Annotated in this window: 9 protein-coding genes, 14 tRNA genes, 2 rRNA genes and 1 pseudogene (1 of these 26 cut by a window edge); 3 read left to right on the top strand and 23 right to left on the bottom strand. The window is 47.2% G+C overall.

All coding sequences use genetic code 11. From position 1 onward, the window contains the following. From NYR52_RS09915 to NYR52_RS09980, 14 genes and pseudogenes are all read right to left on the bottom strand, one after another. On the bottom strand, positions 1–450 hold the 5' portion of the coding sequence (locus NYR52_RS09915) for a hypothetical protein (RefSeq protein WP_259435569.1). The gene continues 303 nt to the left of window position 1, outside the view; only the first 450 of its 753 coding nucleotides appear in the window; it begins with the start codon at positions 448–450; its stop codon lies beyond the left edge, outside the window. 185 nt (positions 451–635) lie between these two features. After that, positions 636–709 (bottom strand) — tRNA-Arg (locus NYR52_RS09920). Positions 710–729: 20 nt separating this feature from the next. Continuing rightward, positions 730–804 (bottom strand) — tRNA-Gly (locus NYR52_RS09925). 6 nt (positions 805–810) lie between these two features. Further along, positions 811–886, bottom strand: a tRNA-His gene (locus tag NYR52_RS09930). A 7-nt stretch (positions 887–893) separates the two neighbouring features. Beyond that, a tRNA-Glu gene (locus tag NYR52_RS09935) sits at positions 894–970 on the bottom strand. A 5-nt stretch (positions 971–975) separates the two neighbouring features. Beyond that, positions 976–1051: transfer RNA gene (locus tag NYR52_RS09940), tRNA-Thr, on the bottom strand. Positions 1052–1055: 4 nt separating this feature from the next. Beyond that, positions 1056–1130: transfer RNA gene (locus NYR52_RS09945), tRNA-Asn, on the bottom strand. A 5-nt stretch (positions 1131–1135) separates the two neighbouring features. Further along, positions 1136–1209, bottom strand: a tRNA-Gly gene (locus NYR52_RS09950). Between the two features lie 6 nt (positions 1210–1215). Then, positions 1216–1301, bottom strand: a tRNA-Leu gene (locus NYR52_RS09955). Between the two features lie 7 nt (positions 1302–1308). Beyond that, positions 1309–1384: transfer RNA gene (locus tag NYR52_RS09960), tRNA-Lys, on the bottom strand. A gap of 4 nt (positions 1385–1388) precedes the next feature. After that, positions 1389–1463: transfer RNA gene (locus NYR52_RS09965), tRNA-Gln, on the bottom strand. A gap of 11 nt (positions 1464–1474) precedes the next feature. Further along, positions 1475–1559: transfer RNA gene (locus tag NYR52_RS09970), tRNA-Tyr, on the bottom strand. A 4-nt stretch (positions 1560–1563) separates the two neighbouring features. Then, positions 1564–1639, bottom strand: a tRNA-Ala gene (locus NYR52_RS09975). A gap of 224 nt (positions 1640–1863) precedes the next feature. Beyond that, positions 1864–3065: pseudogene (locus NYR52_RS09980) on the bottom strand (MFS transporter). Positions 3066–3349: 284 nt separating this feature from the next. Here NYR52_RS09980 and NYR52_RS09990 point away from each other — a divergent pair. After that, positions 3350–4915 carry a glycoside hydrolase family 10-like protein gene (locus tag NYR52_RS09990; RefSeq protein ID WP_259435571.1) on the top strand — a complete coding sequence of 522 codons (1566 nt, stop codon included), beginning with the start codon at positions 3350–3352 and terminating at the stop codon, positions 4913–4915. A gap of 64 nt (positions 4916–4979) precedes the next feature. After that, on the top strand, positions 4980–5114 hold the full coding sequence (locus NYR52_RS09995; protein WP_259435572.1) for a hypothetical protein: 135 nt from the start codon (positions 4980–4982) through the stop codon (positions 5112–5114). 44 nt (positions 5115–5158) lie between these two features. Here NYR52_RS09995 and NYR52_RS10000 read toward each other — a convergent pair whose 3' ends face one another. The 8 genes from NYR52_RS10000 to NYR52_RS10035 all read right to left on the bottom strand — a co-directional run bounded on the left by NYR52_RS10000 (position 5159) and on the right by NYR52_RS10035 (position 19887). Then, on the bottom strand, positions 5159–8533 hold the full coding sequence (locus NYR52_RS10000) for a phosphodiester glycosidase family protein (protein WP_259435573.1): 3375 nt from the start codon (positions 8531–8533) through the stop codon (positions 5159–5161). A 149-nt stretch (positions 8534–8682) separates the two neighbouring features. After that, positions 8683–10821 carry a type IA DNA topoisomerase gene (locus NYR52_RS10005; RefSeq protein ID WP_259435574.1) on the bottom strand — a complete coding sequence of 713 codons (2139 nt, stop codon included), beginning with the start codon at positions 10819–10821 and terminating at the stop codon, positions 8683–8685. A gap of 225 nt (positions 10822–11046) precedes the next feature. After that, positions 11047–11123 (bottom strand) — tRNA-Met (locus tag NYR52_RS10010). 25 nt (positions 11124–11148) lie between these two features. Next, positions 11149–11263: ribosomal RNA gene (rrf, locus tag NYR52_RS10015) — 5S ribosomal RNA — on the bottom strand. 6 nt (positions 11264–11269) lie between these two features. Further along, positions 11270–11346 (bottom strand) — tRNA-Arg (locus NYR52_RS10020). Between the two features lie 102 nt (positions 11347–11448). After that, positions 11449–14487, bottom strand: a 23S ribosomal RNA gene (locus tag NYR52_RS10025). Positions 14488–15037: 550 nt separating this feature from the next. After that, entirely contained in the window at positions 15038–18823 is a 3786-nt protein-coding gene (locus NYR52_RS10030; protein WP_259435575.1) for a PDDEXK-like endonuclease domain-containing protein, read from the bottom strand. A gap of 587 nt (positions 18824–19410) precedes the next feature. Continuing rightward, positions 19411–19887, bottom strand: a complete 477-nt coding sequence (locus NYR52_RS10035) for a bacteriocin immunity protein (RefSeq protein ID WP_259435576.1) — start codon at positions 19885–19887, stop codon at positions 19411–19413. A gap of 102 nt (positions 19888–19989) precedes the next feature. On the opposite strand from NYR52_RS10035, the gene NYR52_RS10040 reads away from it, so the two are divergent. Further along, the gene (locus NYR52_RS10040) at positions 19990–20655 is read left to right on the top strand and encodes a suppressor of fused domain protein (RefSeq protein WP_259435577.1); all 666 of its coding nucleotides are present in this window, start codon (positions 19990–19992) and stop codon (positions 20653–20655) included. A 212-nt stretch (positions 20656–20867) separates the two neighbouring features. Here the strand turns inward: NYR52_RS10040 and NYR52_RS10045 are convergent, their stop codons facing one another. Next, on the bottom strand, positions 20868–21845 hold the full coding sequence (locus tag NYR52_RS10045) for a helveticin J family class III bacteriocin (protein ID WP_132223875.1): 978 nt from the start codon (positions 21843–21845) through the stop codon (positions 20868–20870). Positions 21846–21935 lie beyond the last annotated feature (90 nt).

Below are 21935 nucleotides of genomic sequence, written 5' to 3' on the forward strand. Positions count from 1 at the left end.
CACCAACGTTTTGCCCAATTTGGTACCTTCAGCCCGCAATTCCAATTTAGCAGTGTATTTTTTGGATTTCTCGGCATTAGGTACCTTGATGGAAAACCGCTTATTGTCTGTGGCATTGGCAATCTTCCCTGATGACACCAGCTTTCCTTCGGACAGGGAGCTGTCTGTAGCCGGCATCTCATAAATATGGTAGACCACATCATAATTTGTTCCTTTTGGCACATCACCGAGCTGATCCATAAACGGATTAACTTTTGCATCCATATACAAAGAGGTGCAATCATTATCAAACCGCAACACAGTCAAAAAATTGGCACTCTTCAGCGCTTCTGCTTTCATCTCAAGAGTGGTACCCTCTTGGGAAGCATTTGAAATTCCTGGGAAAGAAAACGACAATGCAAACAACAACAACATACACATGATAATTGATTTTAAATAGTTTTTAATCATGTATGTATCCCTCCTTATGCTTAGACTTAATTCAACAGAAAATTAGTTATTCCTTCTACAAAAAACAAAAAAAGGGAAAATTTCAAAATCCACCATGCAACCCTCAAGTAACTAGTGCTTTCACGCACACTATGAACAGTTGTTAAAACAAAAAACAGCAGACATGATGTCTGCTGTTTTTTCAGCGTGCCCTGGAAGATTCGAACTCCCGACCTTTTGATCCGTAGTCAAACGCTCTATCCAGCTGAGCTAAGGGCACATATATATGAATTGTTAAGTTGGAGCGGAAGACGGGATTCGAACCCGCGACCCTCGCCTTGGCAAGGCGATGCTCTACCCCTGAGCCACTTCCGCATGTTGTGGGGCGACCGATGGGAATCGAACCCATGAATGCCGGAGCCACAATCCGGTGCGTTAACCACTTCGCCACGGCCGCCAAGAAATGGTGACCCGTAGGGGATTCGAACCCCTGCATGCTAGCGTGAAAGGCTAGTGTGTTAAACCGCTTCACCAACGGGCCATGTCTGGAGCTTCCTACCAGGCTCGAACTGGTGACCTCTTCCTTACCATGGAAGCGCTCTACCGACTGAGCTAAGGAAGCATACTGGCTCCTCAGGTAGGACTCGAACCTACAACCTACCGGTTAACAGCCGGTTGCTCTGCCATTGAGCTACTGAGGAACATCTGGAGCGGGTGAAGGGAATCGAACCCTCGCATTCGGCTTGGAAGGCCGATGTTCTACCACTGAACTACACCCGCAAAAATTGGTGCGGTCGGCGAGACTCGAACTCGCACGATCAGGGATCACTACCCCCTCAAGATAGCGTGTCTGCCAATTCCACCACGACCGCACAAATATGGTGAGCCATGAAGGACTCGAACCTTCGACACCCTGATTAAAAGTCAGGTGCTCTACCAACTGAGCTAATGGCTCCTATTGGCTGGGGAAGTAGGATTCGAACCTACGCATCACGGAGTCAAAGTCCGTTGCCTTACCACTTGGCTATTCCCCAGTGTAAAATGATGGTGGAGGGAGTAGGATTCGAACCTACGAAGGCAAAGCCAGCGGATTTACAGTCCGCCCCATTTGGCCACTTTGGTATCCCTCCGTATTGGTGGAGCTAAGCGGATTCGAACCGCTGACCCCCTGCTTGCAAGGCAGGTGCTCTCCCAGCTGAGCTATAGCCCCATATTTGAAAAAAGCCATTCACAAGATATAACTTTAACATGACTTAATCAAAAACGCAATACCTTTATCGCCATTTTCCATTAATTTTTTACATAAAAATCACTTCCCTTCATCATATGGGAAGAGACAAACGCACGTGACTGCTTCGCATGCGTTTTTTCAAAATACCGTGCTGTTGTGCCCTGCACACTATGAGCATATCGACGCGTGTCCATCGTCCTCAATCACTGGGATGGCTGGTGCGCATGAAGCATATCCTTGGCAAACAGATGATAACAGGCAAAGTGGACAATCGGTATCAACAGAATAGCGGACATGACCCACAACATTCCCTCCGCTCTTCCACGCTCAACCACAATAGCGCCAAACACTGGGCCAACCATTCGCCCCGCCGTCACCGCAAAACTAACCATCCCCTGATAGCGCCCAGACTGGCGCGGAGGCGCCAGTTCCGCTGCCGCCGTCGGTACTGCTGCCCAAATCAAGATTTCACCCAAGGTCATCAGTGTCATCCACACAATCATCCACGCAAAAGGCAGATGAAATTGACTCAGCCCTAACAGCGCGAGCATAAACAGAATGACACCAGCTATCAATTGGCTACGCAGAGAGACCAACCATCGCTTGGTCACATATGTAATCAGCGGTTGGGCGCATAAAATCACTAAACCATTCACCGTCCACAACAAACTGTATAATGCAGTTGGGTAATCCAACGTGAGCATGAAAGTGGAAATGTTGGATTGCCACTGCACATAAGCCATCCAACAAAGCATGTAGCCCACACATAAAACCAATAACGAAATCCATCGCCGCTTTCCGCTCCCAACCGCCAATCCGGCGGATGAAATTTCCTTTAAAGCTTTTGAATCTCGATCAGGGTAAGGAAACCGCTTCAACACGATCCACAAAAAAGCCAAATACAAAAGACCATTGGCCAAAAAGACATACATAAACGAAATTTGTGCAAGCATTCCGCCAATCGCCGCTCCGAGAGCCACACCTAAATTACTACTCACGTACAATAAGTTAAACGCCTTTCTCCCACCAAAGCATACATAATCGGAAAAACCACATTGATACAAACTCCACTTAGAGAAAGGATAAAAGCGAAGATCCCAATCGATTCGATCCACGGTAGGATGAATACAAACACAGCCGTGCCGACCGCTCCGATGGGAATGATACGCCTCGCCCCATAGCGGTCATAAAGCATCCCACCCAACAAGCTACCAACCATACCTGCTCCTTGGTAAGCCATCAGCACCAACCCGGCGATCCGCATGGATCCCCCCAATTGTTGCGTGGTATAAATCGTTATCAACGGCCATAGAAAAGACATGCCTGTCAAATAAACAAACATGCCAAAGCCAAGCACCCACACTTTGCGAGGATAACGCATTTCCCATTTTCTTGGTAAGAACATACAAACCCGGCCTTCTTTCTTTATTATTCCAAATTAGATTATACTAATAAAACAATGAATAACCAGACAAATTACCTTGGCGATTAAAATATTTTTAGGATAGCCAACAGGCCGGACATGCGATTTTAAAAAAGGTACCTCCTCCACTTTTCCAACTCATCGCAACCACTTTTAAAACCTCTGCTCGATCAGATCACCCGGGTTCCTGCTTTCAAATACCCACAGGCTAGGGTATAATTTAACAAACAAAGAACATTATGAATTTTTAGAGGAGTGAATCAAGGATGCGTGGAGAGTTGATTTCGTGCCTGTTGGCCCTGCTTCTCCTTCTTTTTTCCGTCCCCTTGCAAGGGCGGGCACAAGAAAATTCGGATCCTTCGTTAAGCGCTTCCATTGAAGAAAAGCGGCAATTGCGTGCCGCATGGATCTCCACAGTACTAAACATTGATTGGCCTTCCAAAACCGGGCTCAGTAAGGATCAGCAACAAGCCGAGTTCATCACGCTATTGGACCGCCTACAGGCGATGGGCATCAATGCCGTCATTGTTCAAGTAAGGCCAACCGCCGACGCATTTTATCCGTCCACGCTTAACCCTTGGTCCAAGTATTTGACGGGAACTCAAGGCGTATCACCCGATTATGATCCCTTGGCGTTTATGGTACAAGCCGCCCACAAACGCAACATGGAATTCCATGCTTGGTTCAACCCCTATCGCGTCAGCATGGATACCCAATTGAACGCCTTGTTGCCAAACCATCCCGCACGGCAAAACCCCGATTGGGTGGTCAGCTACGGCGGCAAGCTGTGGTATGATCCGGGGATTCCCCAAGTACGGTCGCATATCGTGGACACCATCAAAGAAGTGGTGCGCAACTATGACATCGACGCCGTCCATTTTGACGATTACTTTTACCCTTATCCTGATGGCACTGACTTTCCCGATGAGCAAACTTACTTGACTTACGGCAAAGCCTCCTTTCCCAACAAAGCGGATTGGCGGCGGGACAATGTCAACCGCTTGGTTAAAGAAGTAAATGCGCAGATCAAACAGCTCAAGCCCCATGTGAAGTTTGGCATCAGCCCATTTGGCATCTGGCGGAACAAATCGACAGACCCCAGCGGATCAGACACCTCCGGTTTTCAGGCTTACGATTCTCTGTACGCCGATGCTCGCACATGGATCCGCCAAGACTGGATCGATTACATCGCTCCCCAAATATACTGGAACATCGGTTTTCCAGCCGCCGCTTATGAAAAGCTCGTTCCCTGGTGGGCCAATGAAGTGAAAGGTAGAGCAACGCATTTGTATATCGGTCATGCCGTGTACAAAGCAGGGAGCGGCGCGGACTGGGACAAGCCCGAAGAAATTCCTAACCAACTGCAATTAAATCGGCAATACCCGGAAGTAAAAGGCAGCATCTTTTTCAGCACCAAAGATCTGTTGAAAAACCCATTGGGCTTGGCCGACCGCTTGCGCACAGATCTCTACCGCTATCCCTCTCTCATTCCGGTCATGCCTTGGCTAGGTGGACAGACACCTGCCGCGCCTTCGCTCCTCTCCGCCACGCGCCGATATGGTGGCGTCACCCTACAGTTCACCAATCGTGCCAGTGAGGCAAGTTATTTTGTCATTTACCGCTTTGATGAGGGGGAATCCATCACCATAAACCAGCCCCGCAACATCGTCGGTATCATCCGCAAAACGGTTTCAAACACACAACAAATCTTCTTTGACGACACGGCACAACCGACAAAGCCCTACACCTATGTCGTAACGGCAGTCAGCCGGCTCCATCAGGAAAGTGGAGCTAGCAACCCGATTCAGCTACCCTCGACGACAGCAAGATGATGGTTTCCACCATCAACCAGTTCGGAAGTGAAAAAAATGAATAACATAGAGGAGGATGGATGACATGCCCAGATGGCTGCTCTTTTTCTTGCGGGCGATGACTGTCAATCGGGATGCGCAATTTTACAAAGATCTGCATACACTGGAAACCATCAAGAAAAAAAAGAGAAAACGAAATCATTTGCGGCGGGTGAAATAACCCGCCTTTTCAATTTAGAAGCGTACCTTTTTTGCCATTTCCGTTCATTTACCACCGCTGTTGGCCCGAGTGCCAACCAATACAAACCGCTTGCTGATACCTCCACTCTGAACTGCTAAAACTACCTTCCCTGGCCGTTTGAAACGAAGCAAATGGGTGACAGGATCAAACACGGCGATGCTGGAACCCTTCGCTTGATCCAAACGCGTGACGGTCAAACCATTCTCTCCTCGATACCGCACAGTCGCCGGATAGGAGAGCGGAAAGCTCCAACCACCTGTTTGCAAACCTGACACTTTCACCTCAGCCGTTTCATTCACAGAAAACTCCGTCCGCTCCAACGCGATATCCTCAAGGATCGGTCGCACATCAGCCACCAGCCACGGTCGCTTGTCAACGTTCCCTTTTTTCTCCCCGTTAATGCTGAATACACCATACCCGTAAAATCCACCCCGATCCGGAGAACCATACACTCGCTTACCGACGGGTCCCACCACCGCATAGGCAACCCCGTCACGTTGCGTCCAGTGATGGACATGCGCATGTGCCGCAATCATGATGACCGGCTTGCCACTTCGTTCGGAAAAGTCGGTCAGCTTCTTCTGCAACAATCCCGCCTCCCTTGCATCGGATATTTGTGATGTCTTGGACGGGTTGGGATCGTTGAGAGGATTATGCGCCAAAAAAACGAGTTGCCGCACTTTTCGATCTCGCTTTCCTTGTTCCAGCCAAGCATCCAACTGGCGCCACTGAGCATCATCGCTCACCCGCCAACCACCCAGCGCAGTATTGCTCAAAATAAAGCGCACGCCTTTGTGGTCAAAATGATGCAACGCTGCCTTCGAGCCAAAAACCTGTACAAAAAGATCCAGATTGCCCGTGCCATACGTTTCGTGATTGCCAGGTGTCACATAATACGGTTTATCCAGGTTTTGCTCGATCAATGTCTTGACAAAGGTAACATTTTCAAGGGAAGCATCATCCACCAAATCCCCGTTAAAGATGACAAAATCAACGTCCTCACGCGAAAGATCTCGCAACACCTGCACCGTGTGTTTTACCTCTTTGCTGTCAGGATCCGCGCTTACAATATGCAAGTCGTTCAACACAGCGAACCGCCAACCGGATTGTGGCATGGTTTCTTGTTGCAATACCATGGGATGCGGTTGCACCGGTTCATCAGGAAGATGCAAGGGTGCAGACACATACACGATCACGTCGTCCAACAAGATGTCCCCTTTGTCCTGCTTTTTGGCATCCGGTTCAACCAAATAAATCTGATTTAATTGAATCGGATATTGCACCCCTGCTGGCACATCTGTTTCTACATATCTCCAACCATGCCAATTTACCTCCGCCGCCAAATCCAATGTATGGTATACTCCCGCTGCATCCTTGATCCGCGTTCGTAGCCAATGCCCGTTGCCTCCATCTCCACGCACATGGACACCGATTTTTTTCACTTCCCCCGGTAGTGGCATCAGCCCCGTTGGCGGCAAGGCGTACACAGCCCGCGTCTTGGTGGACTTGGTAAAATCATAAGTCAATTTTAGCGCTTTGCTTTTTCGCTCTGCGTCATCCACATACTGCAACTCACCCGTTGTTTCAGCAGGCGCTTTGGCAAAAGTCCATGGTCTCGAGGCATCTTCAAATGTTTCTATGCGTTGTTGTTCCCAACCGATGGAAACTCCGGCAACCGCCTGCAAATTGCCAACCCGAGCCGTAATGCGCGTCACCCCTTGCTCCACTTGCGGCACTACCGTCAAACTGCCGTCGGCATTGGCTTTCACATCGATGATTTGTCGGTCATAGCTCAATTGGACATCCTCTGGCTCCACATAAGTCTGATAGCCAGACGCATCTTTTCCTGTCACCAAAAAAGTTGCTGTTTTTCCTTTTTCTAAACCCATCAACCGGGGTTCAATTGCCAGGGAGACCGGTTTACCCAATACATGCACTTCTGCCGTCGACTCCACCCCCCTGCTCCGTACGGAAATTCGACCTTTGCCAGGATGTGCAGCCCGTAGCACTGCCCCGTCAAAACGGCCGAGCGCAGATGGCAAAGCCCTCCAATGCATCCGAATCTGATCCGTTTGAAGAGGAGCATAAGCAGTATCATACGCCATGGCATGAAATTTGCGGGTTAATCCAGAAAATACACGCAAAGACCCCGATTCAATCTTAAATCCACCCAACTGGCCCGTTCGTTTGTCGTTCCATACGCCTATTCCGTTAGGAACAGGGCGTTCGTGTCCATCGGAAGGTGTATTGACAACTTTCAATCCAGTCTGTCCCTGCATGCGCGCAACCAGAGTGGAGGAGCCTCCGCCATCCAAGTTTAAGGCCGTCCAAGCCCCTTTTTCTTTCATCCATTGGGCCAATTCCAACAACGTCATCCCTCTGCTACGAGACGATCTTCCATCAATGGTTGCCAATATCATCTTCTTGCCGTCTTTGGTAAAGCCGACTGCAGTGCGGGGATGGACTGCGCCATGATCCTTAGTCACCACCTTCCCCTGGTCCACCAGTAATGCACCGCCTCCGATCGCAAAAGCCAGTTTCCTAAAGTCCGGTCTGGTCTCAACACGAACTTCAACCGCGCTCCCCACCGGTAACGCTTTGAGAAACGCCGCACTGGCCCCTTTGCCACTCAATATGAATTGGCCTTCATGCAATGCTTCATTGTGCACCTCGCCGGCATAAGTCATTTTCACTTTCCCGTCTTCCACCAACACTTCAAAAAAATCGGGGCTGACCAGATGCGTACGCTTCGCCGTACCCCAGTCCGGGGTGTACATCGCCAAATGATCAGCCGGCAACTGGGGAGCATTAATAACATGCAACGTCGTCGTCTCCCCATTGGCCATCACTTTGCCCTGCAATACGAGGGGGCTGATTTGACCGATCCGGTCTTGTGAGACGCTCGCTGCCAAGCGGTCCTCGCCACTTTTTCGCAATTCCCCCGACCGAACTTCCGCCCCCAATGCCGCTTGCGTATTGCCAATATCAAAAAAATCCCCGTTCACTCCTGCAATCGCGCCCGTTGCTTTCATTTGCTGGCTGAGCGGCATACTTTGCGCCACATGGGGAGGCGTCAACAAATTCGTTTTCACACTAGGTTCGGCCAAGTCCACCGTCAGCGATGCCCCTTCCAGCCAACCATTGGTGTCAAACCTAGTAAACTGCATCAGGGAAATTCCTTGCGCAATCTGCTCTTCTTCCGTTTCCTCATGAATCAATTGGGGCAATTCCGGCTCACTTTGCTGAGACGGTTCCGGCGGTTTTGCCGTTAAGACTTCAGCCGAATCGTGAATGGCAGGCGGCTGTGCGGCAAGGGGTTCAGCCGCTCCCGTCCAAACAGGACTAATCACCAACACCAGCAGGCACAGCACCATAAAGCGCTTTTTAAACGCGTTCATCAGGCACCTCCGTTACATTGCGGTTCAAGCATAATCAAACAAGCCCCCATAATGATTATAATATTTAGACAACTCATTTTCTCGCTTTCTCTGCACAAAAAACGGTTGCATCCGACATGCAACCGCACATTTCAATCTAACGGAAAGCACTAAGCCTTCTCTCTTTTGGCTGTACCTTCGGGGAAAGTGAAGGCGATACTCCCGTTCTCCAATCGCAACCGGGCGTCAAACCGTTTGCCTTTCTTTGAGACAAAGCCCTTGAGTATGCCTGATTCTTTTCCACTTAACAGTTTTTTCACAACCGCCGAACTCAGCTTTTTTCCCAACAACGTTTTGGGAAGGGTGAATTTGCATCCAGTTTGATAACCCTGACAACCATAAAACTTTTTCCGGTCAACCACCGCTTGCCCGCATAACGGACATGACCCCACGGACTCCTGCGCAGACCCCTTCCGTCCACTTGTTTTCGTTTTTTCCTGGATCGCCGCAGCTACTTCCCATCCTTCAGCGCGTTTGATTGCATCAGCAACCAAATGTTTAGCCAACTCTTTTGATTTTTCGATGAATGGAGCAGCCGCTTTTTCCCCACGGCCAATCGCATGCAAATACTGTTCCCACTTTGCAGTCAAATCCGCTTTCCCCAAAATCGTGTCCGCAACGGCCGCAACCAAGGCTTTTCCTTTCTCTGTAGTGGACACCACATTTTTCTGCACTTTGATATACTTGCGATCTTTGAGAGTTTGGATAATGCCAGAGCGAGTTGCTTCCGTTCCCAATCCAAGCCCTTTCATCGACGATAGCTGCTCATCCTCGATGTGTTTTCCAGCCGTTTTCATCAATGTAATCAATTGGCCTTCAGTATAAGGCTTAGGTGGTTGTGTCATTCCTTCTTTTAACGCCACTTCCGGCTCGACTATCTGACCCTCCCGCAAAGTAGGAAGCGGTTGATTCCCCTCATCTCCCTGCTCTTGCTCATGTTGAAATACCGCTTTCCATCCGATCTTCACCACTTTTTTGCCGACCGTTTTGAAGGCATGCTTGTCAATCATGGTCAATACTGTCGTCTGCAAAAATTCATGATCAGGATAATGGACGGCAATCAAACTCCGCGCCAACTCATCATAAATTTTCCGCTCATCTGGTGTCAGCTTGGTGAGGGTGGGAACTTGCTCCGTCGGTATAATCGCATGATGATCTGACACCTTTTTCGGATCGACCACTCGCTTGTTTCGGCTGACGTCTCGCAAGTCGTCCGCGATATTGTAATGGGAGGTGAGCAAACGTAAGATCTTCGGAAATGCCTTGGCCTCGGCAGCAGTCACATGCTGGCTATCTGTTCGGGGATAAGAAACATACCCTTTTTCATACAAGGATTGGACCAATTGCAACACTTTGGACGGCGCCAACTTATACATGCGGTTCATTTTAGCTTGAAGGGTGCTTAAGCTATGCAACAAAGGCGGGCTTATTTTTTTCAGCTTGGTTTCGATTTTTCCCACTACGCCAGGCTTGTCCCTCATTTGTTCCAGCAAACGCTCTGCCTGTTTTTTATCAAAAAAACGCACTTCTAATTTTCCTTTGTACTTCTCTCCATCCGCATCAAAAACGGCGACAATCTCCCAAAAAGGCTCCTGCTTGAAGCGCTCTATCTCCTCTTCACGCCGGCGGATCAGGCATAATAAGGGAGTTTGCACCCTGCCCGTTGAAAAAACCTCTCTGATTCCTTTTTGTTGCATCAATAATGTATACACCCGACTCGTATTGATGCCCACCAACCAATCGCTGTATGATCGAGCCAACGCTTCTTCAAAATAAGGCTTTGTTTCGCTGTCAGAACGGAGCCGGCCAAATGCCTCTTTAATTGCTTGCTCCGTCAACGAACTACACCACCAGCGTTTGATTTTTTTTCGGGAAGCCCCAGCCATTTGGATGATGATCCGGGCGATATATTCGCCTTCACGGGCTGGGTCCGTTGCGATGATAATGGTGTCTGCTTGGTTCAACACGTCTTTCACCAATTTGAAGTGCCCCGCCTTTTGTTTGATCACTTGGTGCTTGAATTGGTCAGGAATGATGGGAAGGGTGTCTAATCGCCATTTTTTCCAGGCTGGGTCATACTTTTCCGGCTCAGCTAATTCGCAAAGATGCCCAATCGCCCACACAATTATCGCTCCACGCGGAAATTCAGGACATGGTGCAATGGTTATTCGTGTCTTTTCCTTTTTATGCGCAAACGGAGAAGCCAATTTCCGCGCTTGATCCGGTTTTTCTGCTAGAATCGCATCCATGTTTCATATCCTTTCCGTTCCGGTTTCGAACACTATTCACTATACCACAGGAAAAAAACTGGAGTGTACAAAACCGTTCAGGAGTGTGCACCATAGATTTGTCAACACATTGAATCCAAACCGATTTTTCGTCTGTGTTTTGTATCCGATTTAGATTTTCCTATCTTCATCCTATAAAATATAAAAAAGACACCTTTCATTGATGAAAGGTGTCTTTTTTGCTTTTGGTTGCGGGGACAGGATTTGAACCTGCGACCTTCGGGTTATGAGCCCGACGAGCTACCAGACTGCTCCACCCCGCGCCGTTCCCATCAAAAGATGGGATATGCCTGGCAACGACCTACTCTCCCAGGGCTTAAGCCCAAGTACCATCGGCGCTGGAGGGCTTAACTTCCGTGTTCGGTATGGGAACGGGTGGATCCCCTCCGCCATCATCACCAGGCAATATTGGCGTGCCCTGGAAGATTCGAACTCCCGACCTTTTGATCCGTAGTCAAACGCTCTATCCAGCTGAGCTAAGGGCACATGTTTTCATTGTAATCAGGTGTTGCTCAGATATGATGCAAACCTTACCACACCTTCAAAATTAGAATGGAATAAAGCGTGTTGCAAGATGAAGAGATGAAGTAGGATAAGCCCTCGACCGATTCGTATCCGTCAGCTAAACGCATTGCTGCGCTTACACCCCGGACCGATCAACCTCGTCATCTACAAGGGGTCTTACTTCCACAGGGGAATGGGAAATCTCATCTTGAGGGGGGGCTTCGCGCTTAGATGCTTTCAGCGCTTATCCCGTCCGCACTTGGCTACCCAGCGGTGCTCCTGGCGGAACAACTGGTACACCAGAGGTGCGTCCATCCCGGTCCTCTCGTACTAAGGACAGCTCCTCTCAAATTTCCTACGCCCACGACAGATAGGGACCGAACTGTCTCACGACGTTCTGAACCCAGCTCGCGTACCGCTTTAATGGGCGAACAGCCCAACCCTTGGGACCTACTACAGCCCCAGGATGCGATGAGCCGACATCGAGGTGCCAAACCTCCCCGTCGATGTGGACTCTTGGGGGAGATAAGCCTGTTATCCCCGGGGTAGCTTTTATCCGTTGAGCGATGGCCCTTCCACTCGGAACCACCGGATCACTAAGTCCGACTTTCGTCCCTGCTCGACTTGTAGGTCTCGCAGTCAAGCTCCCTTCTGCCTTTGCACTCTGGAGCGCGATTTCCGACCGCGCTGAGGGAACCTTAGAGCGCCTCCGTTACTTTTTAGGAGGCGACCGCCCCAGTCAAACTGCCCACCTGACACGGTCCTCCCGCCGGGTGACGGCGGCGAGTTAGAACCCCGATACGACCAGAGTGGTATCCCACCGGCGTCTCCACCGAAGCTGGCGCTCCGGCTTCTCAGACTCCCACCTATCCTGTACAAGTCGTACCTAGATTCAATATCAGGCTACAGTAAAGCTCCACGGGGTCTTTCCGTCTTGTCGCGGGTAGCCAGCATCTTCACTGGCAGTACAATTTCACCGGGTCTCTCGTTGAGACAGCGTCCAGATCGTTACGCCTTTCGTGCGGGTCGGAACTTACCCGACAAGGAATTTCGCTACCTTAGGACCGTTATAGTTACGGCCGCCGTTTACTGGGGCTTCGGTTCAGAGCTTCGCTTGCGCTAACCCTTCCCCTTAACCTTCCAGCACCGGGCAGGCGTCAGCCCCTATACATCGCCTTGCGGCTTAGCAGAGACCTGTGTTTTTGCTAAACAGTCGCCTGGACCTCTTCACTGCGGCCCCCTCGGGCTTTCACCCTACCGGGGCACCCCTTCTCCCGAAGTTACGGGGTCATTTTGCCGAGTTCCTTAACGAGAGTTTTCCCGAGCACCTTAGGATTCTCTCCTCGCCTACCTGTGTCGGTTTGCGGTACGGGCACCTATTTTCTCCTAGAGGCTTTTCTTGGCAGTGTGAGATCAGGAACTTCGGTACTGATAATTTCCCTCGCCGTCACAGCCCAGCCTGTAGAAAGGACGGATTTGCCTATCCTTTCGGCCTCACTGCTTGGACGCGCACTTCCAGTCGCGCGATTCCCTACCCTCCTGCGTCCCCCCATCGTACAAACGAAAATAGGTGGTACAGGAATATCAACCTGTTGTCCATCGCCTACGCCTTTCGGCCTCAGCTTAGGTCCCGACTAACCCTGAGCGGACGAACCTTCCTCAGGAAACCTTAGGCTTACGGTGGAGGGGATTCTCACCCCTCTTTTCGCTACTCATACCGGCATTCTCACTTCCAAGCGCTCCACCACTTCTCACGAAGCAGCTTCGCTGCTGCTTGGAACGCTCCCCTACCATGCCACCGCATTCACTCCAGCTTCCACACATCGTTTCGCTATGGCATTTAGCCGAAAAGATGTTTTCGGCAAATGTCCTTCGCCGACGATCATGAAAGACAGAGTGAATGTGGCGGCATCCACAGCTTCGGTGAATCGTTTAGCCCCGTTACATTTTCGGCGCAGAGTCACTTGACCAGTGAGCTATTACGCACTCTTTGAATGGTGGCTGCTTCTAAGCCAACATCCTGGTTGTCTGGGCAACTCCACATCCTTTGCCACTTAACGATTACTTGGGGACCTTAGCTGGTGGTCTGGGCTGTTTCCCTCTTGACTACGGATCTTAGCACTCGCAGTCTGACTCCCGGACATGAGTCGATGGCATTCGGAGTTTAACTGAGTTCGGTAACCCTGTGGGGGCCCCTAGCCCAATCAGTGCTCTACCTCCATGACTCTTGATCCGAGGCTAGCCCTAAAGCTATTTCGGGGAGAACCAGCTATCTCCGGGTTCGATTGGCATTTCACCCCTACCCACACCTCATCCTATGGTTTTTCAACACCAACAGGTTCGGACCTCCATTCCGTGTTACCGGAACTTCATCCTGGACATGGGTAGATCACCCGGTTTCGGGTCAACGACTACGTACTGAAGCGCCCTGTTCAGACTCGCTTTCGCTGCGGCTCCAGCTTTTCACCTTAACCTTGCACGCAACCGTTACTCGCCGGTTCATTCTACAAAAGGCACGCCGTCATCCCTCAAGGGGACTCCGACTGGTTGTAAGCACACGGTTTCAGGTTCTCTTTCACTCCCCTCCCGGGGTGCTTTTCACCTTTCCCTCACGGTACTGGTTCACTATCGGTCGCTAGGGAGTATTTAGCCTTGGGAGGTGGTCCTCCCAGCTTCCCACGGGGTTTCACGTGTCCCGCGGTACTCAGGATCCGTCTCGGAGGGGAACGAATTTCGGTTACAGGGCTGTTACCTTATATTGCCGGCCTTTCCAGGACCAGTTCACCTATTCGCTCCCTTTGTGACTCCGTGTGAGACGTCCTACAACCCCGATGGCCTTGTGCCATCGGTTTGGGCTGTTCCCGTTTCGCTCGCCGCTACTCAGGGAATCGCGTTTGCTTTCTCTTCCTCAGGGTACTTAGATGTTTCAGTTCCCCTGGTCTGCCCCCGACCACCCTATGGATTCAGGTGGCGGTACCAGCTCTTCAAGCTGGTGGGTTGCCCCATTCGGAAATCTCCGGATCAAAGCTTACTTACAGCTCCCCGAAGCTTATCGGAGTTCGTCCCGTCCTTCATCGGCTCCTAGCGCCAAGGCATCCACCGTGTGCCCTTAGTAGCTTAACCTACCAGGTTTATCCGGCATATTGCTATGCCGCTCGGTATCTCCTCGGTGATTTGCAACATCGACGATCTAAGAAGGATCTCCTTCTTAACCTCGTTGCTTTATTCCATATCTAATTTTCAAGGTGCGTCTCTCTTTGTTATCACCGCATCGCGGCGACAAGGAATAATATATCATGACTGAAATACAAATGCAACCCTTTTTTTCACGAGTCAAAACCACATGAATTACAAAAGAGATATAGGGCAATCAATACGAGGCAATCTTTGTCGAATGCTTTGCTCCCACTTATATTTCAGTGTTCCATCGTGAGCACGCAGATACCCATCTGTTTGGCAATAGGCGATGCCACTACAGCTCATATAAATTGTAACACGACCTACTCGAACATAATTATCTCGGCGATTAATACGATGATAAAGCCTACCATTATAAATTGTGTCTATCCATCTGTAAAAAAACAAGGGGTGTTCACCCCTTGCCTTGACAAATTTGATGGACATCATCTCATCCTTTTTTCAGTGTACTTGCTCATGGATATATGGTTACTTCCTAGGTTGAAGACAAAGTCACCTTCTTTTTATGCTCCTCTTTCTCCAATAGTTCTTTTACCTTTCTATCGATCTTCTCTATTTCTATCCCCGGATTTCTCCACCAATTTCGACTCCAAATCCGTTGAATGTTCCACCCTCTTGACTCTAGGAATTCTTGCCGGTATAAGTCACGCTCTTTTGCGTGCGGCGAGCGATGATAGGTCTCTCCATCACATTCAACTCCCAAGATATAGCGACCTGGATCTTTTGGATGAACAATTCCAAGATCTATCCGATATCCCGAGACTCCAATCTGTGTATCAACTTCATAGCCAATGCTTCGTAAATAATTGCATACTTCCACTTCAAACGGAGAGTCAAACTGGTCATCATGATACTGCTTTTTGGTTTCTGACTGGGGATTAATTCGATGTAATATACTCAGGACTTGCTCTTTATTCCCTTCAGAAACAGCCTTGGCGTATTCCAGATAATGCCGGAACAGTTTAGGCCCTTCATGTTTCGTTCCAGCTACATTTAGTTCATGCGGGTCAATACTTGCAACCACAAGAATTTTCTCTTTCGCCCTTGTAATTGCTACATTTAATCGATTCTCTCCCCCCTGTATATTGAGAAGACCAAATCGGTTATAAATTCTTCCTTCTTCATTAGGGGCATAGCCAACAGAGAAGATGATAACATCCCGCTCATCCCCTTGTACGTTTTCGATGTTTTTAACAAAGATGCGTTCATCCAACTCCCTCTTCATCACTTCTTCATATAAAGCGGAAAAGTGGGGATCCTCCTTGGTTCGATGCTCGATCAACTGCAAAATCTTATCTTGTTGTTTCACATTAAATGTGATAATCCCCACGGTTTGATCAGGATGCTTTTCCAATTGCTGTTTAAGCTGATCAACAACCGCCCTTGCTTCCTGCTCGTTACATTGGTTAATCCAATGCCCATCTACCTTAATCCAACGAATGGCTGGCGTTGAATGATGAGAAGATACATTGGGTACAACCTGCATCGCTCCATGATAAAAGGCATGATTGGAGAAATGGATCAACTCCTCAAACTTGGAACGGTAATGATACTGAAGCATCCGCACAGGATATATCCGTTTAGCTAGATTTAGCAAGCTTTTTGACTCTTCCATTTCATAATCCATTTCATCTTCGTCTTCATCATACAAAGAGACGCGAAACTGTTCGAATGGCTGCAACTGCTTTTCATCCCCTGCGATGACTACTTGCTTTCCACGATATACAGCTGGCAATCCACTTTCCACCGTACACTGTGATGCCTCATCAAAGATAACTAAATCAAACAATCCCTGTCTTAAAGGAAACATAGCAGAAACGGTTTCAGGAGAAGCCAACCACACAGGGAGGAGGTCTAATAATCCTTTCTCAGCAAAATGTTTGACTAATCGACGCACAGGCCAAATCTGACGTTGTTTTCCTGTTTGATGCCGTAGCTCTCGAAAGGCTTTTACATGACTTTGCAATGTTTGGTTAATCTTAGTGACCATGCGTTCTTGAAGAACATGTAAGGCTAACTTCTTTTTTTCAAGAAGAAGTTTGCCGAATTCTTCCCGAATTTGCTGATACTCACCCGTTGATACGTAACTTAGACAGGGATGTTTCCGTTCAATTTCATCAATCCAAAATAGATAAAAGGATTGTTTGACGGTATCTACCCACTTCTCAGAAAGCTCCCCTTCCTGGCCCAACTCCTTCTCTTTTAATCTGTTGATGAGCTTTTGCACAATGGGGGTAGCCTCAGCATAACAGCGATCCATGGCTTTGAGGTCATCAAAGTCACGTGAAATCGCTTCGCGGATCTGTAACAGCGTACGCTGTGGAATTTTCCCTTCAGCCAGTTCTTTCTGTATCTGTTTGAAAAAATCATCGTCTAAAATCTCTTCTAAAAAGCGGATATGTTGTTTCAGAGATTGGGTGATCTGAGCAATTTCATACATTAAACGCAAGCTTTCTTGAATGTGGGGCCATTCTGCAGAAGAAATCCCTTTAAACTTCTGTCCATTTAATAATTCTTCAATCAAACTTTTTCCTGTAAAGGAGGTCCACCACCACAGCCGCAGCTTCTGTAAAGTCTTCTTTTCTTTCGGATCTAAATCATCGTAAATTTTAGCTAAGCGATCACTGTTTAACCATAGGTAAGCAGGAGTGATTTTCTCATGATCCAATTGGTTCAGTTTTCGGGTTGTAGCATCTGCTTTTTCTAACGCAAGTTCCAATTGCTCAATCAGATGAGTCTGATCTCTTAGCTCAAGATTAGCTAGGGACTTCCTTCTTCTTAAGATGTACGCTTCTTTACCAAAACGTTGCTGATAAGAACCATACCTCGAGATTGTTGAGAGCATATCATCTAACCCATCTCGATGCACACTTTTTGCTAAGTCGGAGACCATGATGGTTTGCACAACATCATCTTGTTTCTTAGCTCGCCCATAAAGTTCATATGCACTAAACCCACATGATTGCCGTTCATGCAGCCCTTTACAAATGGCATTTAGCTTCTGCTCACGCTCTTCTATTCGCTTGCACAAATGGCGCAAGGAGGATTCTTTTCCTTGAATGTGAGTAACAGTTTCGGGAATGAGCTTATTGATTTTTTGATATAATCCGCTCCGGTCCTGTTTTTCGTCATGAATTAAGGCTACATAGGAAGTCAAATCGATACTATCTAACCGTTGGTATACAACATCCAGAGCGGCTCTCTTCTGACAGACGACAAGCACTTTTTTCCCATTGGCTAACGCATCAGTAATTAAGTTTACAATGACTTGAGATTTACCCGTTCCCGGAGGACCATGCACCACTAATCCTTTTGTGGTACGCGCTCTATGAAGAATCGTTTCTTGAGAAAAATCCGTTGGCAAGATAAAGAATTGTTCCTCTTCTTTTGTTGGTTGCATCTCTTGAACCTCAATCAGCTCCTCCGGTTGGGAATCCGGCATAGGATCGTAGGTATGATCTTCATTAGAATGAATGAGCTCTTGTATAAAGGGTAATGGTTGTTGTTTTGTCGATAAGGCAATCAATTCATCATAATCCCGGATCAACGCCGTATTACCTTGTGGGAAACTGCCTAATATTGCATAAGGCTCAAGCTTGAGTGGCTGACCTTGAGGAAGGGTTTCTCTGCGATACGTTTGAAGTGGTTTCAATCCTTCTTCAGCACAGGTTACATGGATGTTAAACTGACTTAACCATTCTGCCCATGAGGACAAGTTCGCTTTATCAACCATCTTCAACTGCGCACTATCTTCAAACATACTCTCTTCAAATGTAGCTTGATGAAAACGTCTGAGTCCTAAAAAGAGTGTGCGATTTAATTGTGGCTCAGAATCCGGGAAAGCGTGCAATTCCCAATGTAAATTACTTCGATCCTTTCGTTCTAAACGAACCGGATATAAATACAATGGGGCTTGAATAAAAGAACCGTCCCTCAAGTTACCCGATAAAAAAGGATAACCTATGTATAAATCATACAATCCCGTTTCTTCTTCAATTGCCTTCATATTGCGATTAAGATGGGTTAAACTATGTGCTACGGTTTGTAACTGTTTTTCAGTTAAAGATGAGTGAGTAAGCACCATTTTCTTTTTACCTGTTATCACCTGATCTAAAATCTGTTTTGAGCGTGGTGCCTTCTCTTGGTCTAACGCCGTTAGATCGAAGACCCATTTACTTTGTAACCTAAGTAGCCTCAGAGAACGATTTCTCCGGCTCAGATCACTCAATCGATCTTTTAAGCGAATCAGCTTTTGTTCCATCTTATCCCCTCCTATCTTTATGGTTGCTCGTGTATTTGATTTGGAACGGGCTTTGAACCAGCACTCACCACCTCATACCCAATTACAACAAATCTGATTATTTGTGGATTAAATCTATTTATGGATCTACAATGAAGAGTAGCAAAGCAGAGTATTTCATGATTTTGTATATGATTGTTTCTCTTTCCAATATAATATTTCACTAATAATAAGTAAACGAACGAATAGGCTAAATGTTAAAAATAAGTAACAAAGGGATTCTATTCAACATCCAGTGTTGTGGCATAGTGGGGATGAAATCGGCAATCCGTTTCAACCATCAATTGGAACCAAGGCATACTTGCACGAGGTGAATGAGCCTCGCTCCAGCAGGAATGCAAGATACTTGTCGTATAAAATTAGTAGGCGATTTTATAAGCACAATGGATTCCATCTTGAGATGCAAAACCAAATCGACACAAAAAATGAAGTGCCCGATTGTAGTCAGTTTGCACTTCTTTTTCTTGATTACAATATTCAAAACACGACCTAAAATGAATGTCAAACCTCCTTGGTTAACAATTAAACGCCACACATAAATCATTCCATTATAAGCATATCGGTTTGTATGCCAACGCTTTCTCCACTATTTCTTCCGGGGTGAGACCATCGTCACCCCTGTTAACCTTAAACGTTTCGTCCGGATAAAAAATCAGGTTGGAAGCATTGGGCATAGGAACATGAATATCAAAGAGTTCTATATAATAGTGCGTTTCAATTCCATATGTTTCAACATCCATAGCCCTGGTGACAATTTCAATCAACTCTTCTGTCGTGATATCCTCCACTTTACTTGGAACAGGTAATGAAGCAAGGTCAACAAACGTTTCTAAATCCATGGCTTCCTGATGCATAAAGTCAACATCGATATAATCTTTTCCTGTTAGTTGGTTGAACTCTTCTATCTCTTTATCAACAGGTTGTTTCGTTTCCAACAAATGGATAATCCGTTGAACTTTTGATCTGATAATGCTTTTCCACTCTGGAGATATTGGTTTCAACTCCAACTCTTTTCGAAGTTTCAATAACATTCCTCCCGCATGCCAAGTAACACCTAATCACCGCTTTACAACCAATAAAAGAATAACATATTGTGATATTCAAATGACCCCAAGGAGGTATGCATCATGAAAGATGATTTGTTCAACGCAACCGTTTCTGTGAGAAACAACTTTTGGAAAACAATTGGAAAAATAGATCCAGATGTGTTGACCCACCTCATCAATCCAGCTTTTAGAGGTGGGCCTAGATGGCCGGCATTGAGACAAGCATTTGTGAAAATAGAGACTCCGAATTCCATCATTTTGGCAAGTGACGGCTTGTCTGATCCGTTTGATGATGTTGAGGAACCCAACCAAGGGTTTTCATTGGAGTGTTACCTTGAATCAGACGATCCTGCCCTTCGCAAAAACATTGCTGAACTCGATCAAACATGGCAATTTCAGTTGCTATACGAAGTTGCTCAAAACTTTGCTCATCATGGAGGTGTAAAAGAGTTATTGGAGCGTCATGGTGTTTTGTCAATGGAGTTTTCGTATTTAGATGTACCAGAACCTTTCAGTAATGAGGAAGGCCGCGTAGGTGTCTTGCTCGGTCTCGAATCTGAGCAAATTCCAACCAGTATAATCGGTCCAGCCAGTGATATACGTTTGGTAAGCATCAAAATACTCACCTCACAAGAGCTGCAATACATCTTACAAAATGGTGCTGCAGGAAGAAAAAAATTAGCTGAGTTATTTCGTGAACAAGGATCTCATCATCTATCTACGCTTATTCGAAATTCCGTAGTATAAGAAAGTTAGTATGGTAAATAGCAAATAAAAAATGCCAGGCCTTCACTGTCAACTTGATTTGCCTGACACTCTAGTGATTGGCTCTGGCATTTTCTTTTCCATGGAATAATGATGACGCGAGCTAACCCCGTCGAAAGCAGAACAGCAGCTCCTCATTCGCTTCTCGCATGACGAAGCTCACTGGGAAAGGGTTCTCCGCAGCATCTACCCAGTTAAAAAATGCTATCAGATACGTAGTAAATTTTTTGTGTATTTTTCTTGTTCACCGGGTCTGTAACGATTGTAAAATAAACGTTCCCGTTCTTCGTCTGTACTCCCTCAATTTCATGAGTCCCCACATTGGTAATTTTCACAAGGGTTTTATATGCACCCGTGTTTGACATCATGGCAATTTGCGGAGTTTCGCCTTCTGCGCCACCTGACGTATAAATCTTCGTATTACTGAGCATATCAACGCCTTGGAAAGAACCGTTCGGTCTGACTATGCCACTGCCCGACTGCGTAAAGCTGCCAACACAGGCTTTCTTCGCCTCCGCGCTATTCATCTGTACCTGTTTATTACTGTCAAGAAGCCGGTTTAATGCCACTGTGTCATAAATGGACCAAGTTACAGTTCCTTGTTTGGTCTGGACTCGGAAAATCGTGTAGTTACTATTGCCACCACCATCGACACGGTACGTATCACCTAGTCTTGTGCCGGTCTTATTGGCATAATTCATATAGGTAAACCGGTGAAGATCGGTATAATTATATTTCGCGCCGGGTGAGTATTGCAGTCTTGCCACTTGGAGGGACCAGTAATAGGACGTTGAAGGATCTGCTTTCGAACTGAAATAAAAATAATTTTTACCATTGTATGTGTACATGTCTAATGTTTGACAATGACCCGCATTGGTAACAGTCATTTCATCAACGTATGTAGCGTCACGCCCATTAATAAGCAATCTTGAAAGATAGCATGTACCCCCAGACCGTTGCGTTACGTAAATATACTTGGAAGCAATATAAGCTTTTTGAACAGCCACATTGTGCTTAAGCCCTTTGAGGTTGTATGCGAGTGTTGCCGACGCATTAACCGTCTTCCCTGGAGTGGCCGCAAATGCAGGCAAAGCTGTCACCATCGAAATGAGCATCGCGAGAATAACGGAGGTGAATAATTTCAACTGACTTTTCACTCGGACTTGAAACATGAGCAAAACCTCCATCAAAGTGATAGTATCAAGGATTCATCCGACTGAACTTCCCACGGAAACTAACCCAAAAAAGTTATTTTCATGGTG

This window comes from Laceyella sacchari (assembly GCF_024927925.1).
Classification (GTDB): Bacteria; Bacillota; Bacilli; order Thermoactinomycetales; family Thermoactinomycetaceae; genus Laceyella; species Laceyella sacchari.

Bases quoted from the DNA above. Each gene is read 5' to 3' on its own strand.
- NYR52_RS09990 (WP_259435571.1), top strand. From the start codon at position 3,350: ATGCGTGGAGAGTTGATTTCGTGCCTGTTGGCCCTGCTTCTCCTTCTT.
- NYR52_RS09995 (WP_259435572.1), top strand. From the start codon at position 4,980: ATGCCCAGATGGCTGCTCTTTTTCTTGCGGGCGATGACTGTCAATCGG.
- NYR52_RS10000 (WP_259435573.1), bottom strand. From the start codon at position 8,533: ATGAACGCGTTTAAAAAGCGCTTTATGGTGCTGTGCCTGCTGGTGTTG.
- NYR52_RS10005 (WP_259435574.1), bottom strand. From the start codon at position 10,821: ATGGATGCGATTCTAGCAGAAAAACCGGATCAAGCGCGGAAATTGGCT.
- NYR52_RS10030 (WP_259435575.1), bottom strand. From the start codon at position 18,823: ATGGAACAAAAGCTGATTCGCTTAAAAGATCGATTGAGTGATCTGAGC.
- NYR52_RS10040 (WP_259435577.1), top strand. From the start codon at position 19,990: ATGAAAGATGATTTGTTCAACGCAACCGTTTCTGTGAGAAACAACTTT.
- NYR52_RS10045 (WP_132223875.1), bottom strand. From the start codon at position 21,845: ATGTTTCAAGTCCGAGTGAAAAGTCAGTTGAAATTATTCACCTCCGTT.